This window comes from Nocardioides sp. Z40_12 (assembly GCF_058215795.1).
The window spans coordinates 1-15,099 of the sequence record NZ_JBZAJA010000006.1 but is presented as its reverse complement, the minus strand read 5'-3'; the positions used below and the strand labels follow the sequence as shown (position 1 = coordinate 15,099).

15 protein-coding genes are annotated in these 15,099 nt (G+C 72.9%); 8 read left to right on the top strand and 7 right to left on the bottom strand.

All coding sequences use genetic code 11. The features are described from left to right. The first annotated feature begins 2 nt into the window (after positions 1-2). Positions 3-806, top strand: a complete 804-nt coding sequence (locus AC4BG9_RS12265) for a TrmH family RNA methyltransferase (protein WP_490571387.1) — start codon at positions 3-5, stop codon at positions 804-806. 24 nt (positions 807-830) lie between these two features. On the opposite strand, the gene AC4BG9_RS12260 is transcribed toward AC4BG9_RS12265, so the two are convergent. Together AC4BG9_RS12260 and def are read right to left on the bottom strand one after the other, a co-directional pair. Continuing rightward, positions 831-2,174, bottom strand: a complete 1,344-nt coding sequence (locus tag AC4BG9_RS12260; protein WP_490571386.1) for a hypothetical protein — start codon at positions 2,172-2,174, stop codon at positions 831-833. Positions 2,175-2,269: 95 nt separating this feature from the next. Further along, positions 2,270-2,860 carry a peptide deformylase gene (gene def / locus AC4BG9_RS12255; protein ID WP_490571385.1) on the bottom strand — a complete coding sequence of 197 codons (591 nt, stop codon included), beginning with the start codon at positions 2,858-2,860 and terminating at the stop codon, positions 2,270-2,272. An 87-nt stretch (positions 2,861-2,947) separates the two neighbouring features. Here def and AC4BG9_RS12250 point away from each other — a divergent pair, with 87 nt between their 5' ends. Genes AC4BG9_RS12250 through AC4BG9_RS12240 form a run of 3 tightly spaced genes read left to right on the top strand, consistent with a single transcriptional unit; the run spans position 2,948 to position 7,027 of the window. Continuing rightward, on the top strand, positions 2,948-4,303 hold the full coding sequence (locus AC4BG9_RS12250; RefSeq protein WP_490571384.1) for an acyl-CoA dehydrogenase family protein: 1,356 nt from the start codon (positions 2,948-2,950) through the stop codon (positions 4,301-4,303). 15 nt (positions 4,304-4,318) lie between these two features. After that, entirely contained in the window at positions 4,319-5,545 is a 1,227-nt protein-coding gene (locus tag AC4BG9_RS12245; protein WP_490571383.1) for an acyl-CoA dehydrogenase family protein, read from the top strand. A 45-nt stretch (positions 5,546-5,590) separates the two neighbouring features. Then, a complete protein-coding gene (locus AC4BG9_RS12240; protein ID WP_490571382.1) occupies positions 5,591-7,027 on the top strand; it encodes a pyridoxal phosphate-dependent decarboxylase family protein in 1,437 nt (478 codons plus the stop codon). Between the two features lie 38 nt (positions 7,028-7,065). On the opposite strand, the gene AC4BG9_RS12235 is transcribed toward AC4BG9_RS12240, so the two are convergent. Continuing rightward, complete coding sequence (locus AC4BG9_RS12235; protein WP_490571381.1) at positions 7,066-8,172, bottom strand: galactokinase; 1,107 nt, start codon at positions 8,170-8,172, stop codon at positions 7,066-7,068. A gap of 45 nt (positions 8,173-8,217) precedes the next feature. Here AC4BG9_RS12235 and AC4BG9_RS12230 point away from each other — a divergent pair, with 45 nt between their 5' ends. Genes AC4BG9_RS12230 through AC4BG9_RS12220 form a run of 3 tightly spaced genes read left to right on the top strand, consistent with a single transcriptional unit; the run spans position 8,218 to position 10,923 of the window. Further along, positions 8,218-9,654, top strand: coding sequence for a GuaB1 family IMP dehydrogenase-related protein (locus AC4BG9_RS12230; protein WP_490571380.1), 1,437 nt, complete (start codon positions 8,218-8,220; stop codon positions 9,652-9,654). Continuing rightward, entirely contained in the window at positions 9,651-10,226 is a 576-nt protein-coding gene (locus AC4BG9_RS12225; protein WP_490571379.1) for a nucleosidase, read from the top strand. Before AC4BG9_RS12230 ends, AC4BG9_RS12225 begins: the two co-directional genes overlap by 4 nt. 10 nt (positions 10,227-10,236) lie before the next feature. After that, positions 10,237-10,923, top strand: coding sequence for a sulfotransferase (locus AC4BG9_RS12220; RefSeq protein ID WP_490571378.1), 687 nt, complete (start codon positions 10,237-10,239; stop codon positions 10,921-10,923). A 3-nt stretch (positions 10,924-10,926) separates the two neighbouring features. Here AC4BG9_RS12220 and AC4BG9_RS12215 read toward each other — a convergent pair whose 3' ends face one another. The 4 genes from AC4BG9_RS12215 to AC4BG9_RS12200 all read right to left on the bottom strand — a co-directional run bounded on the left by AC4BG9_RS12215 (position 10,927) and on the right by AC4BG9_RS12200 (position 14,443). Further along, entirely contained in the window at positions 10,927-11,562 is a 636-nt protein-coding gene (locus AC4BG9_RS12215; RefSeq protein WP_490571377.1) for a class I SAM-dependent methyltransferase, read from the bottom strand. Positions 11,563-11,584: 22 nt separating this feature from the next. Continuing rightward, complete coding sequence (locus AC4BG9_RS12210; protein ID WP_490571376.1) at positions 11,585-12,166, bottom strand: LysR substrate-binding domain-containing protein; 582 nt, start codon at positions 12,164-12,166, stop codon at positions 11,585-11,587. Between the two features lie 89 nt (positions 12,167-12,255). Continuing rightward, complete coding sequence (locus tag AC4BG9_RS12205; RefSeq protein ID WP_490571375.1) at positions 12,256-13,884, bottom strand: MDR family MFS transporter; 1,629 nt, start codon at positions 13,882-13,884, stop codon at positions 12,256-12,258. A 265-nt stretch (positions 13,885-14,149) separates the two neighbouring features. Continuing rightward, positions 14,150-14,443, bottom strand: coding sequence for a YiaA/YiaB family inner membrane protein (locus AC4BG9_RS12200; RefSeq protein ID WP_490571374.1), 294 nt, complete (start codon positions 14,441-14,443; stop codon positions 14,150-14,152). Positions 14,444-14,702: 259 nt separating this feature from the next. Here AC4BG9_RS12200 and AC4BG9_RS12195 point away from each other — a divergent pair, with 259 nt between their 5' ends. Continuing rightward, positions 14,703-14,867, top strand: a complete 165-nt coding sequence (locus AC4BG9_RS12195) for a hypothetical protein (RefSeq protein ID WP_490571373.1) — start codon at positions 14,703-14,705, stop codon at positions 14,865-14,867. Positions 14,868-15,099 lie beyond the last annotated feature (232 nt).

Below are 15,099 nucleotides of genomic sequence, written 5' to 3'. Positions count from 1 at the left end.
CCGTGGCGACCCTGATCGAGATCGACTCCGCGGAGGACCCCAGGCTGGCCGACTACCGGGACCTGCGTGACGTGCAGCTGCGCAAGAGCCTGGAGGCCGAGCACGGGCTCTTCCTCGCCGAGGGTGAGAAGGTCGTGCGGCGGGCCGTCGAGGGCGGCTTCGAGCCCCGCTCGTTCCTGATGGCCCCGCGGTGGCTCGACGGGCTCAGCGACGTGCTCGCCACCACCACCGCGCCCTGCTACGTGGTCGACGAGCGCCTGGCCGAGCAGGTCACCGGGTTCCACGTGCACCGTGGGGCGCTCGCCTCGCTGCACCGCCGCCCGCTGCCCGGCGTCGAGGAGGTGCTCGAGGGCGCCCGTTCGGTCCTCGTCCTGGAGGACGTGGTCGATCATGCCAACGTCGGTGCCATCTTCAGGAGCGGCGCCGCCATGGGCTTCGACGCGGCCCTGCTCTCCCCGCGGTGCGCGGACCCCTTCTACCGCCGGGCGGTCAAGGTCGCCATGGGCGCCGTCTTCACCCTGCCCTGGACCCGCCTCAACGACTGGTACGACGCGCTGCCCTCCCTGTCGAGCCGCGGTTTCACCACCGTCGCGCTCACCCTCGCAGAGGACGCGGTGCCGGTGCCCGAGGCGGTGGCCGGGGTCGACCGGATCGCCCTGGTCCTGGGCTCGGAGGGCCCGGGTCTCTCCGAGCGCTGGCAGCGCTCGGCCGACCGACGCGCGATCATCCCGATGCAGGCCGGGATCGACTCGCTCAACGTCGCGGCCGCCAGTGCGGTGGCCTGCTACGTGGCCGCGCAGCGCTGAGCGCCCCCGGGGAGGCGGCCGGGCTCAGAGCGCGGGCAGGAAGGAGTCCTGACAGGTGTCGGGGGCCCGGGTGTTGACCGCGCGCAGCGGCATCCAGCGCCACCACCAGGGGACGGGCTCGGCCAGGGCGGAGTCGCCCACCCGCGGGACGACCACGGTGCGGCCCTCGCGTTCGTAGGTGACGGCGAGCTCGGGCCGCTGGTGGGTGTAGGCCCGGAAGGAGGGCCAGGGCAGCCGGTAGTCGGAGGAGGCGTAGGAGGCCAGGTCGCTGTCGCTGCTGGCCACGACCCGGACCAGGCCCTGGTGGGAGTCCCGCAGGGGGAGGGAGCGGGGGACCAGGAGGTGGTTGGACTCGCCCTCGACCAGGACGAGGTTGGAGTACATGTGCCACCCGTAGGCCGACTTGAGCTCCAGGTAGGGGGTGAGTCCGTTGGCCACCACGAGGGCGACGAGCGCGATCCCCGCCGGCCCGAGCCGCCAGCTCGGCCGGAGCGAAGGTCCTGCCATGACCGCCGCCCAGGCCACCAGCACCGCGTAGGGCAGCCACCACAAGAAGCTGCCCGACGAGAGCCAGGCGTTCGAGGCGGCGGTGGGCGGCAGCACGTTGGCCGCGGTCACGGAGACGCCGACCAGGATCCCGGCCGCCCGCAGGGCGCGCCGACGCCTCCGGCCCAGGGGACGACCCAGGGCGGCGAGGCGCTCGAAGAAGCCGTCGGCGAGGAACAGGGCGAAGAGCGGGAGGAGGACGGCGGTGAAGTCGTAGAAGTGCTGGCCGAGGTCCAAGGAGAGGGCCGTGTGGAACGCCATCGCGAGGAGGACGCCGAACCGCCTCGTCCGTGGGACCAGCAGGAGGAGGGGGACCGCCAGCTCCACTGCCACCGGGACCCAGACCGCCACGAGCGGCAGGGCGCCGGCCGTGCCGGCCGACGGGAGCCCGAAGGCGCCCAAGGCCTCGTCGAGGTGGAAGGTCCCGCAGCTGGTGACGGGGTCGAGGAATCCGGTGTTGAGCTTGGCGAAGGCGGCGAACGAGTAGAAGACCAGGAGCACCGTCCGGGCCAGCGGCTCGAAGCGTTCCGGGCAGCCGGCGGTCAGCAGGTAGCCGGCGGAGACGAGGGCCGCGAGCAGCCAGTGGTTGCCCAGCACGGGCGCCTCGAGCACGGCCGTGACCACCACGAGGCCCATGAGCAGGAGGACCCGCTTCGGGCGTGGGTCGAGGAGCACGGCGGTCGCCACCACCCCCAGCAGCGCGAGGAAGACGCCGAGCAGGTCGGGGGAGGGCCACAGCTCGCCGGCGAGGGAGTTGCCGGCCAGGTGGGCCAGGGCCGCCACCGCCCACATGCGCGCGAAGACCTGGCGCCTCGTTGCCATGCGCACATGATGGTCGTCCGCGGCGCCCGGCGCTGGCGAATGCCGTATCCGCGGGCTGTCCCGCGTTCGCCCGGGCGCGGCTGACCCGAACGGCGTCAGGTGAGTTCGGCGGGCCAGCCCGCGGGGTACTCGTCGGCGGCCTTGTCGTGCGCCTTCTGCAGCTTCTTGCGCGCCTTGGTCGGCAGCCGGTCTCCGAACACGGTGCCGAGGGTGTGGTCGGTCTCGTGCTGCAGGCACCTGGCCAGCAGGCCGTCGCCCTCGAAGGTGACCGGCTCCCCGTCGAGCCCGTAGCCGTCGACGCGCGCCCAGTCCGGCCGCGGGCACTCGATGAACGCACCGGGGAAGGAGAGGCAGCCCTCGTCGTCGTCGTCGAGCCGCCGGTCCTTGCCCTCGGGGAGGGTGAGCCGCGGGTTGCAGACCACGCCGACGGTGTGCGCGCCCGTGTCGTCGGGGCAGTCGAAGACGAACATGGCCACGTCCTCCCCGATCTGGCAGGCGGCCAGGCCCACGCCGTCTGCGGCGCGCATGGTGGCGACCATGTCGGCGGCCAGCTCGCGCAGAGCGTCGTCGAACTCGGTGACCAGCGCCTGGGGCCGGTGCATGACCTCCGCGCCCCAGCGGGTGATGGGGCGGACGCGTCCCCCTTCGGGCAGTGGACCGTGGGGAGCGTGGGGAGCCTGCGACATGTGATCATGCTAGCGACGGGCGTGCTGTGATCTGCGACACACCTCGTATCTGTGGCGCTGTGTGTAACTGCTAGTTACAGTGCCGCCATGGCCTCCATCTCCTCTGCCCTCGGACCGGGCGGCAAGAACGGGCTGGCGTCGGGCGAGACCCGCGCCCCGCTCGGCTATGCCGTGGCTGCGCTCAGCCGACTGGCGCGCAGTGAGCTGCTGGACCGCGTGGGGCTGCGCCGGACCGCCGAGCAGGTCGTCTTCACCGCCACCCGCGGGGGGTTCAGGACCGCCGCGGCCGCCGGTCGCACCTTCGCCCGCAAGGGCCGCAAGGGTGCCGGCGTGCGAGCCCCGAGCACCCCGGCCACGGGCCGCTTCGACCTGACGCCGACCGAGGACGAGCAGATGCTCGTCGACGTGGTCTCCGAGTTCGCCGCCGAGGTGCTCCGCCCGGTCGCGGCCGAGGCCGACGACGCGTGCGCGGCGCCCGAGGCCGTGCTGGCCTCCAGCCTCGAGATCGGCCTGCCGATCCTGGGTGTCCCGGAGTCCCTGGGCGGCATCACCGAGGAGCGCTCCGCGATGGCCGGCACCCTGGTCGCCGAGGCGCTCGCCAAGGGCGACATGGGCCTCGCCGTGGCCACCCTGGCGCCCGGCGCCGTCGCCACCGCGATCTCGCTGTGGGGCAGCGACGAGCAGCAGCAGACCTACCTCCCGGCGTTCACCGGTGACGACTGCCCCGCCGCGGCCCTGGCCCTGGCGGAGCCCCGGGTCCTCTTCGACGCTCTCTCCCCCCAGACCACCGCCCGACGCGAGGGCGAGGGGTTCGTGCTCAACGGCCTGAAGTCCGCCGTGCCGAGAGGTGCGGAGGCCGAGCTCTTCGTGGTCGGCGCCGAGCTCGACGGGCGTCCGGCGCTCTTCGTGGTGGAGTCCGGCGCCGCCGGCATCGAGGTGGTGGCCGATCCCTCGATGGGGGTGCGGGCCGCCGGCCTGACCCGGCTCCAGCTCAGCGACACGCCCGCCGAGCTCCTCGGCGAGGCCGACGGCTCGACGTACGCCGAGTGCGTGCGGCTCTCCCGGCTGGCGTGGTGCGCCCTCGCGGTCGGCACCGCCCAGGCGGTGCTCGACTACGTGACCCCCTACGTGAAGGAGCGGGAGGCCTTCGGTGAGCCGGTGGCCCACCGGCAGTCGGTGGCGTTCATGGTCGCCGACATGGCGATCGAGCTGCAGGCGATGCGGCTGGTCACCTGGCGCGCCGCCTCCCGCGCCGCGCAGGGCAAGGAGTTCGCCCGCGAGGTGGCCCTGGCCCGCCGGCTCTGCGCGGACAAGGGGATGAAGATCGGACTCGACGGCGTCCAGCTGCTCGGAGGACACGGCTTCGTCAAGGAGCACCCGGTGGAGCGGTGGTACCGCGACCTGAGGGCCCTGGGCGTGATGGAAGGAGGCGTCCTCGTCTGAGGACGGGGCACCACGATGATCAACCTCGAGACCCCCCGCAAGCACCGCATGCTCATCGACCAGGCACACCAGGTCGCGATGAACATGCTCCGTCCCATCTCCCGCAAGTACGACGCCGCCGAGCACTCCTACCCCAAGGAGCTCGACATGCTGGCCGCGATGATCGACGGCCTGGCCGAGTCGGGCACGGCCGAAGGGGCCGGCGCCACCGGCGTCAGCCAGGAGGCCCGCCCGGAGAAGAAGGAGCGCAAGGACGACGGCGCCCGCAACGGCGCCAACCTCGCCTCCATCCTCTCGATCGCCGAGATGTGCTGGGGCGACACCGGCCTGCTCCTCTCGATGCCGCGGCAGGGGCTCGGCAACGCGGCCATCGCCTCGGTGGCCAGTCCGGAGCAGCAGGAGCGCTTCAAGGGCCTGTGGGCCGCGATGGCCATCACCGAGCCCGGCATGGGATCCGACTCCGCTGCCCTGACCACGACGGCCACGCTCGACGGCGACCACTACGTGCTCAACGGCGAGAAGATCTTCGTCACCGCGGGCGAACGGGCCGGCGCCGTCGTGGTGTGGGCGACCCTCGACAAGAGCCTCGGCCGCGCGGCCATCAAGTCGTTCGTGGTGGAGAAGGGCACCCCGGGGATGCGGGTGGAGCGGCTCGAGCACAAGCTCGGGATCCGGGCCTCCGACACGGCGGTCATCACCTTCACCGACTGCCGGGTGCCGGCCGAGAACCTGCTCGGCTCGCCCGAGATCGACGTGAAGGCCGGCTTCGGCGGCGCCATGGCGACCTTCGACAACACCCGCCCGATGGTCGCCGCCATGGCGATCGGGTGTGCCCGGGCCTCCCTCGACCTCACCCGGGACCTGCTCGAGCAGGCCGGGATCGTCATCGACTACGACCGGCCGGCCCAGGTGCAGAGCGCCGCGGCCGCGAAGTTCCTCCAGATGGAGGCCGACCTGGAGGGTGCGCGCCTGCTCGCCATGCAGGCCGCGTGGATGGCCGACAACCGCCTGCCCAACTCGCTGGAGGCCTCGATGGCCAAGGCCAAGGCCGGGCGCGTCGGCTCCGACATCACCCTGTCCTGCGTCGAGCTGGCCGGCACCCTCGGCTACAGCGAGGCCGAGCTGCTGGAGAAGTGGTCGCGCGACTCCAAGATCCTCGACATCTTCGAGGGCACCCAGCAGATCCAGCAGCTGATCGTCGCCCGCCGGGTGCTCGGCCTCTCCAGCGCGGAGCTGAAGTAGCCCCACACGGGACGCCCCGCGCTGGCGGCGGACTAGGTTGCGGCCATGAGCAGCCCGCACATGTCGCCCGAGGAGTTCCGTCGTCACGGTCACGCGGCCATCGACTGGATCGCGGACTACTGGGAGGGACTGGACGCCCGACCGGTGCGATCCCAGGTGGCGCCGGGTGAGGTCGCCGCCCGGCTGCCCGCCGCGATCCCCGAGTCCGGCGAGGACTTCGGGGCGGTGCTGGACGACCTCGACCGGGTGCTGATGCCCGGTCTCACGCACTGGCAGCACCCCCGCTTCTTCGCCTACTTCCCGGCCAACTCCTCACCGGCCGCGGTGCTGGGTGACCTGCTCTCCAGCGGGATCGGTGCCCAGGGCATGCTCTGGGCCACCAGCCCGGCGCTCACCGAGGTCGAGCAGATCGTCCTCGACTGGCTCGCGGAGGCCATCGGCCTGCCCGCGGAGTTCGGCTCGGCCGGGCCCGGTGGCGGCGTCATCCACGACACCGCCTCCACGGCCACCTTCACCGCCCTGCTGGCCGCCCTGCACCGGGCCACCGGGGGTACGGCCAGGGCCGACGGGGTCGACCGTCGGCTGCGGGTCTACGCCTCGACGCAGGCCCACTCCTCCCTGCACAAGGCGGTGATCATGGCCGGCCTCGGCGAGGCGGCGCTGCGCACGGTCGCGGTGGACCCCGTCACCCAGGCCATGGACGTGGCGGACCTGCGCCGGGTGATGGCCGAGGACGCGGCGGCGGGCCTGGTGCCGGTCCTGGTGCAGGCCGCCGTCGGCACCACCTCGACGGGGGCGGTCGACGACGTGGCCGCCCTCGGCGAGGTGGCCCGGCAGCACGGGGCCTGGGTGCACGTGGACGCCGCGTGGGCGGGGGTCGCGGCGCTCTGCCCGGAGCACCGGTGGCTGCACGCGGGGGTCGGGGAGCACGCCGACTCCTACGTCACCAACCCGCACAAGTGGCTGCTCACCACCTTCGACTGCAGCGCCTTCTGGGTGCGCGACCGGGCAGCCCTCACCGGTGCGCTCAGCCTGGTGCCCGAGTACCTGCGCAACCCGGCGAGCGAGACCGGGAGCGTGGTCGACCTGCGCGACTGGCATCCGCAGCTCGGCCGGCGGTTCCGGGCGCTGAAGCTGATGGCGGTGCTCCGCACCTACGGACGGGCCGGGCTCCGGAGCCACATCCGCTCCGGCGTCGCCCTGGCCGGCCGCTTCGTCGCCCTGCTCGGCCAGGACGACCGGTTCGAGCTGGTCACCGAGCCGGTTCTCGGCCTGGTCGTCTTCCGGCTCGTCGCGGGCGACGAGGCGACACTTCGGGTGATGGAGGCGCTCAACGACTCGGGGATCGCCTACCTGAGCCACACCAGGGTCGAGGGCGCGGCGGCGATCCGGCTGGCCGTGGGCGGCTGGCGCACCGGGGAGGACGACGTGCTGACGACGTGGCGGGCGCTGGTCCGTCTCGCCGACGAGCTCGAGGCCTGACCGGGGCGATCAGGGTCTCCGGCGGCTGTCGGGGCTGGTCAGGGGGCGGTGAGCGGCACCCGTGCGGCGGCCCCACAGGCGGGTGCCGGCAGGTAGCGCGGCGCCGGCCACGACCGTGCCGCGAAGCCCGCGCCCACCTCCTCCAGCACCCGCTCGCGGGCGCCCACCGGCGCGAGCACCAGGGCGCAGCCCCCGAACCCGCCGCCGGTCATCCGGGCGCCCCACGCGCCACCGGCCAGCGCCCGTGAGACCACCACGTCGAGCTCGGGGCAGGAGACCTCGTAGTCGTCGCGGAGACTGGCGTGCGAGGCGGAGAAGAGACGGCCCACCTCGGCCCAGTCGTCGCGAGCCAGGGCCGCCACCACGCGCCTCACCCGTTCGTTCTCCGTCCGCACGTGGCGGCGCCTGCGGCGGCCCGTGTCGTCGAGCGTCCCCGGGTCCGCGACGGCGAGCGCGGCCTCGGCCTCGGTACGCCGCGTCCGGTAGGCGCCGTCCGCGTGCGCGTGCCGGGTCCGGGTGTCGACCACGAGGAGCTCCAGCCCGGCGCGGTCGGGGCGCCACGGCACGTGGCGCCGGGTGCCGTCGCCGAAGTCGAGCAGCAGTGCGTGCCCTGGCCGCGCGAGCAGCACGACGCTCTGGTCGAGCCCGCCGGTGGGGGCGCCGACCCCGTCGACCTCCGCGGAGACGCAGGGCGCCACCAGCGCCGACGGGGGAGCGGTGCCGAACGCGGTGGCGACCGCGCAGATCAGCGCGGCCGAGCTCGACAGCCCGGCGCCCACCGGCACCGAGCTGTCGACCAGGAGGTCCAGACCGCCGCCCTGTCCGCCCGGCTGTCCCACCGCAGCCAGGGCACTGGTCACGTAGGCGGCCCACCCGGACGCGGGTGCGCCGGCCGGGCCGGTCCAGGGGTCGGCAGTGGCGGTGCTGTGCAGCCTGACCCGACCGTCGTCGCGCGGCGCGGCGGCCACCCAGGTGGCGTGGGGCAGGGCGATGGGCAGGCAGAGCCCGCCGTGGTAGTCGGTGTGCTCCCCGATGAGGTTGACCCGCCCGGGCGCCCGGGCCACCACGGTGGCGCTGCGGCCGAAGACGTCGCGGAACCGCCGGTGCACGGGGCGAGCCAGGTCGGGCGACAGCGGGTCGAGCATGGCGAGGAGCCTAGAGGGCTGCCGGGGCAGCGGTAGTTTGGCCAGGTGAGATTCCTCGGCGACAGCACGCCTCCCCACGACCTGACCTACGGCGACGTCTTCATGGTGCCGCGCGGCTCGGCGGTCGCCAGCCGCTACGACGTCGACCTCGCCACCGTCGACGGCAGCGGAGCCACGCTCCCGTTGATCGTCTCGAACATGACCGCGGTCGCCGGACGCCGGATGGCCGAGACGGTGGCCAGGCGCGGCGGCCTGACGGTGCTGCCGCAGGACATCCCGCTGCCCGTCGTGGCCGAGGTGCTCTCCTGGGTCAAGAGCAGGCACCGGGTCTTCGACACCGCGATCGAGCTGTCGGGTGACCAGACGGTGGGCGAGGCACTCTCCCTGATCCCCAAGCGGGCCCACCGTGCAGCCGTGGTGGTGGAGGGGCGGCGTCCGGTCGGGGTGGTGGTCGAGGACGACTGCGCCGGGGTCGACCGGTTCACCCAGGTCCGTGACGTGATGACCACCGACCTGGTCCGGGTCGCACCGGAGACGGACCCGCGCGAGGTCTTCGACCGCCTCGAGCACTCCCGCGCCCCGCTGGCGGTGGCCGTCGACGAGCGTGGTGAGCTGCTCGGTGTGGTGACCCAGCTGGGTGCATTGCGCGCGACTCTCTACACGCCCGCCGTGGACGACACGGGCCGGCTGCGGGTGGCCGCGGCGGTGGGGGTCAACGGCGACGTCGCCGAGAAGGCCGCCGGGTTGCTGGCCGCCGGGGTCGACTGCCTGGTGGTGGACACCGCGCACGGCCACCAGCAGCGCATGCTCGACGCGCTGCGCGCGGTGCGGGCGCTGGACCCGCAGGTCCCGGTGGTCGCCGGGAACGTCGTCTCGGCCGAGGGGACCACCGCCCTGCTCGACGCCGGCGCGGACATCGTGAAGGTGGGCGTCGGACCCGGCGCCATGTGCACCACCCGGATGATGACCGGGGTGGGCCGACCCCAGTTCTCCGCGGTGCTGGAGTGTGCCGAGACCGCCCGGGAACGCGGCGGTCACGTGTGGGCCGACGGCGGCGTGCGGCACCCCCGCGACGTGGCCCTGGCGCTGGCCGCGGGAGCCTCGGCGGTGATGATCGGCTCCTGGTTCGCCGGCACCCACGAGTCGCCGGGCGACATGCTCCAGGACGCAGAGGGGCGGCTGTTCAAGCAGTCCTTCGGGATGGCGTCCGCGCGGGCGGTGGCCAACCGCACCTCGCACGAGTCCGCCTTCGACCGGGCCCGCAAGGGGCTCTACGAGGAGGGGATCTCCTCCTCGCGGATGTACCTGGACCCGGCGCGTCCCGGGGTCGAGGACCTGGTCGACGAGATCTGCAGCGGGGTCCGGTCGGCCTGCACCTACGCCGGGGCCCGCACCCTGGAGGAGTTCCACGAGCGCGTCGTGGTCGGTGTCCAGTCGGCCGCCGGCTTCCACGAGGGCCGCCCCCTGACGAGCAGCTGGTGAGCCGCCCGGCACCCGGCCGCCGGTTCCTGCTGGTGGCCGCCACGGCCGCGGAGGCGGCCCACCTGCCGACCGGCCACCCGGTGGTCGTGACCGGACTGGGCAAGACGGCGGCCGCGGCGCGGACGGCGCACGCGCTGGCGTCGATGGGCGACCTCACCGGGCTCACCGTGCTCAACGTCGGCACCGCGGGGGCGCTGCGTCCGGGACTGGAGGGCCTGCACGAGCCCGGGGTGGTCCTCAACCACGACATCGACGCCGACGCCGTCCGGGCCCTGGGCTACGACCCGCAGGAGCAGCTCGTGGTCGGGCCGGGGGCCGTGGTGCTGGCCACCGGCGACCTCTTCGTCACCGACCGGCAGGTTCGCGACGTGCTCGCCCAGCGCGCCGACCTCGTCGACATGGAGGGCTACGCGGTCGCCTGGGCGGCCCAGGCGGTGGGCGTCCCGGTCCGCCTGGCCAAGCACGTCTCGGACCAGGCCGACGAGTCCGCCAAGGACTGGCCGGACTTCGTCGACACCAGCGCGCGGGTCCTCGGCCGGTGGGTCGAGGAGCAGGTCAGCGTCGGCGGATAGGATCGCGCTCGTGAGACTGAGGAGACGAGTCGCCGACGACGAGCAGCTCGACTACGTCTTCGTGATGACCTACGGCCGTTCCGGGTCGACCCTGCTGATGGGGATCCTCAACTCGATCCCCGGCTACCTGATCCGGGGCGAGAACCGCCACGCCGTGCGCCACCTCTACGAGTTCCACCGCAGCGGGCTCGTCGAGCAGGCCCGGGTCAACCCGCGCAACGCCCAGGCGTCGACGCATCCCTGGTTCGGGATCCACGGCTTCGACGAGGACGCGTCCCTGCGCGACGTCAGGCGCCTGGTGCTCGACACGCTGCTGCGTCCCGAGCCCAGCACCCGGGTGACGGGCTTCAAGGAGATCCGCTGGTACGACCAGGACCTCGCGAAGTACGTCGACTTCCTGCGCCAGGTCTTCCCCGGTGCGCGATTCGTGGTCAACACCCGCAACCTGCCCGACGTCGCGGCCAGCGCGTTCTGGCGGCACAAGGACGACCCACTGGGCCGCCTGGAGGTGATCGAGGAGCGGATGCTGGGGGTGGCCGACGAGCTGGGGGACGCCGCCTACCGGGTGCACTACGACGACTACCGCGACGACCCCGGTGCGCTGCGTGGGCTCTTCGACTGGCTGGGGGAGACCTTCGAAGAGGCGCGGATCGCCAAGACCCTGGCGGTGCCCCACTCGATCAAGGCCCGCGCCTGAGGCTCAGACCCGGCGCAGCACCGTGACGGCGAAGTCCGAGTCCTCGGTCCAGGGCTCGAGATCCCAGGTGCCGAACCGGTGGTCGACCCGGAAGCCGACCTCGACCGCGTCGGCGTCGAGGCGGTCCCAGCTGTAGGCCTCGGGGTCGCGACGGAAGCCGAGCACCAGCCGGCCGCCGGGGCGCAGGTGCGCGTGCAGCCGCTCCAGCACGGCCCGCTCGGTGTCGGGGGCGAGGAAGAGCATCACGTTGCCCGCGCAGACAACGAGGTCGAAGGGCTCGGTGTCGAGGTCAAGGGTGGAGAGGTCGGCGACCCGGTAGGTGGGGCCCGGGTGGTCCTTCTCGGCCGCCTCGATCAGCACCGGGTCGACGTCGACGCCCCACACCTCGTGGCCTCGCGCCGCAAGGGCTCCCGCCAGTCGGCCGGGCCCGCAGCCCGCGTCGAGCACCCGGGAGCCACGCGGCACCATCGCGTCGACCAGCCGCGCTTCACCCTCCAGGTCGGCGCCGTCGGCGGCCAGGGTGCGGAACCGCTCCACGTACCACTGGGAGTGCGAGTCCTTGGTGTCGGTGAACCAGCGGGGCCGGGCCGCCTGGCCCGTGGTCTCGGTGCGGTCGGGTCGTCCGGTCTGGCCAGTCATGCCCCCATGGTGACCCATCGCCTCAGCCGCGCGAGCTGCGGGCGGTGCGTCCGCGCACGACCCCGACGAACGCCTGGGTGGTGTCGTCGTCCCGGTCCCGGCGCCAGGCCAGGACGACGCGGGTGGTGGGCAGGTCGGTGACCACGCGGTGCACGACGTCCTTGCGGTGGTGGAGCCTGGCCACCGACATCGGCAGCACCACGACGCCGGTGCCGCTGGCGGCGACCTCCACGGCCTCCCGGCTCGACATCGGCGGGAACGCCAGCTGCTCCGCGGTCGCCGTCACCCCCTCGGGCACACCGAGGACGAACTGCTCGTCGGCGAGGTCGGCGGCCGTCAGCTCCTCGAAGAGGGACGCCGGGTGCTCCACGCCCACGACGACCACCGGCAGCTCCTCGTAGAGCGGGATGCAGAAGAGGTCGTCGCTGACGCCGGGCAGGGGGAGCCGGCCGAGCACCATGTCGGCGCGCCCGTCGTCGAGCACCGCCCGCTGCTCCGCCTCCTCGACCGGGAGGAGCTCGAGCCGCTCCCGGGAGCGCTCCCGCCAGGCGCGCGCCCACTTGTCGGGGGTGGCACCGGGGACGAAGGCGACGCGCAGGGTCATGCGGGCAGCCTTTCACGACCCAGGCGGGTCCCACGAGGCGACGGCGCAGGCACGGCCGCGCCGCCGTCGAGGCTGACTCGCGCGCCGCCCTACGTGGGCGGCTCCGTGCTGCGGTCGCTGGGCGGAGCGGCCTGCTGGCCGCGCCGGTCCTGATCCTCCTGAGCCGTCGGTGTCACCGCCGCAGCGGTCCCGGGCCCGGGGTCCTGGGCCGCGGCGGCCCCGGGGTCGTGACGGTGCCGGGGCAGCAGGAGGGCGGGCAGGATGATCAGCGCAGTGAGGGCGAACGCGACCCAGAAGGCGAACCCGAAGGAGCCGGAGAGCAGGGGACCCACCACCTCCATCTCGCTGCGCGGGATGGAGGTGAGCTCGGTGCTTCCGCTGCCGCCGCCGGCGCTCTTGGGGGCGAGGCCGCGCGAGGCGATCTCCCCGGTGAAGTGGTGGGTGAGGGCGGTGACCAGGATCGCGCTGCCCAGGGAGGCGCCGACCTGCTGGATCGCCGACAGGGTGGGGGCGGCCCGGGAAGCCTTGTCGCTGCTGAGCCGGCTGTAGGCCGAGGAGATGGTCGGCATCATGACCGAGCCGATCCCGAGGCCGCGCACCACCAGGGACAGCGAGAGCCACCAGTAGGAGGAGTCGGTGCTCACCTGGGTGAACGGGATGGTGCCCACCAGAGCGAGCACCACCCCGACCGGCACGATGTAGCCGGCGCCGTACTTGTCGGTCAGACGGCCGGTGAGGAGCACGGCCACGATGGCGCCCAGCCCCTGCGGCGCCATCAGCAGCCCGGCCTCCAGGGCCCCCGCGCCCCTCACGGTCTGGTAGTACAGCGGCAGCAGCAGCATCCCGCCGAACATGCCGATGGCGACCAGGAAGATCGCCGCGGTGCTGCTGGCGAAGACCCGGTCGGCGAGCAGCCGGACGTCGATGATCGAGTCGGCGCCACGGATCATGCTGTACCCGACGTAGAGGGCCAGGCCGACGCCACCGCCGACGAGCCAGCCCGCGACGCCCCACTCGTCGAACCCGCCGCGGGCGCTGGCCTCGGAGAGGCCGTACAGCAGTCCGGCCAGGCTGCCGGAGAGCAGGACCAGGCCCACGACGTCCAGTCCGCCGACGTCCTCGGTCGCGCTGCCTCCCGGCAGCTTCCAGAGGGCCAGGACGACCGCGAGGATGCCGACGGGGATGTTGACGACGAAGATCCAGTGCCAGGTCGTGTATTCGACCAGCAGCCCGCCCAGGACGGGGCCGAAGACCGGGCCGAGCAGCATCGGCACCCCCAGGATCGCCATCGCGCTGCCCATCCGGTCGGGGCCGGCGGCGCGGGCGATCATGGTCTGCCCCGCCGGCAGCAGCATGCCGCCGCCGAGCCCCTGGAGGATCCGGAAACCGATCAGGCTCTCGATGTTCCAGGCGGTCGCGCAGAGGGCGGAGCCGATCACGAACATGATCACCGCGGTGATCCAGATCGGCTTCGAGCCGAATCGGTCGATGGCCCAGCCGGTGATCGGGATGACCATCGCGACGGAGAGCAGGTAGCCCGTGACCACCCACTGGGTCCGGGTCAGGGAGGCGTCGAGGTCTGAGCTCAGGGTGTCGAGCGCGACGTTGACGATCGTGCTGTCCAGGACGGACATGATCATCCCCGAGACCACGACCAGTCCGGTGACGACGACAGTGCGGTCGAGCGGGGCGCGCTGCGCGGCGGTGGTGGTGGCCAAGGAGGGCTCCGGCCGTGAGGTCTGGGGGAGGACGTCGGCGACCGGAACCGGTCATGGGAATCGCGAGGTGCTCGTCGAGTCACGCTACACCTGGCGCTTGGTCGGGATGGACGACAATCGCCACAGGCGTTCCTTGAGCCTCACCCGTTACGGGCGCCAGGGCTGGGACGAGCAAGTCCTTGTGCCCGGGCCTGTCGGGTGGTCTCCGAAGGACCGGGGCCGCTCCCGCCGGCCTCGACGGAGGCGACGAACCCCGGCCCCGGCGTCACGCCACGGAGCGGAACGGGTCGTGCTCGGCCAGGATCCTCTCCACCCGGGCCTGGTCGATCCGGGAGACGACGTTCTGCTCCTCGTGCTTGTCGCGCACCACCTTGGCGAGGGTGAACGTCGAGGAGACGAGGAAGAGCGAGGTCATGGCGACGAACCCGCGCTGCCACGGGTCGAGCGGCAGGTAGAGGACGGCCCAGAGGAGCCCGATGACGGAGACGCCGAAGGCGATGGCCGCCTGGGCGAAGAAGGCGGAGGTGGTCTTGACGGCGGGGTTCTTGGTGGTTTCCATGCCGATCATCGTGCTCGACGGCGAACCGGCGGCGGATGGGTGCGCGTACTCAACCTCGAGGGGAAAGAAGCGAGGGGACTGCCCCGAGTTCGGTCGACGCCTGACCTGTGAGGATCGCTCCTCGCTGGCAGGAAGTCCCTCGTGGCAAAGCCCTATCCCAAGGAGTTCCGCGACGACGTCGTGCGAGTGGCCCGCCAGGGCCGGTCGTCACTGGCGCAGATCGCGAAAGACTTCGGCCGAAGGATCGCTGGCGAACTGGATGAAGAAGGCCGACATCGAAGACGGCAAGCGTCCGGGCATGACCGATGACGACCGCAAGGAGCTTCGCGAAGCGAACAAGAGGATCCGCCTCCTCGAGCAGGAGAACGAGGTCCTTCGCCGGGCAGCCGCGTATCTGTCTCAGGCGAACCTGCCGGGAAAATAGTCTTCCCGCTCGTCCGAGAAATGGCCGCGACCGGTGTCCCGATCAGGGTGCCGGTCGCGGTGGCGTGCCGGGTCCCGGGGTCTGACGACCCAGGGGTACTACAAGTGGCCCAAAGATCCCGTGTCCCAGCGCGACTGGGACGACGCCCACCTCGCCGACGTCCTCTACGACATCCACGAGGACGACGCGACGCTCGGGTATCGATTTCTCACTGACGAGCTGGCCGACGAGC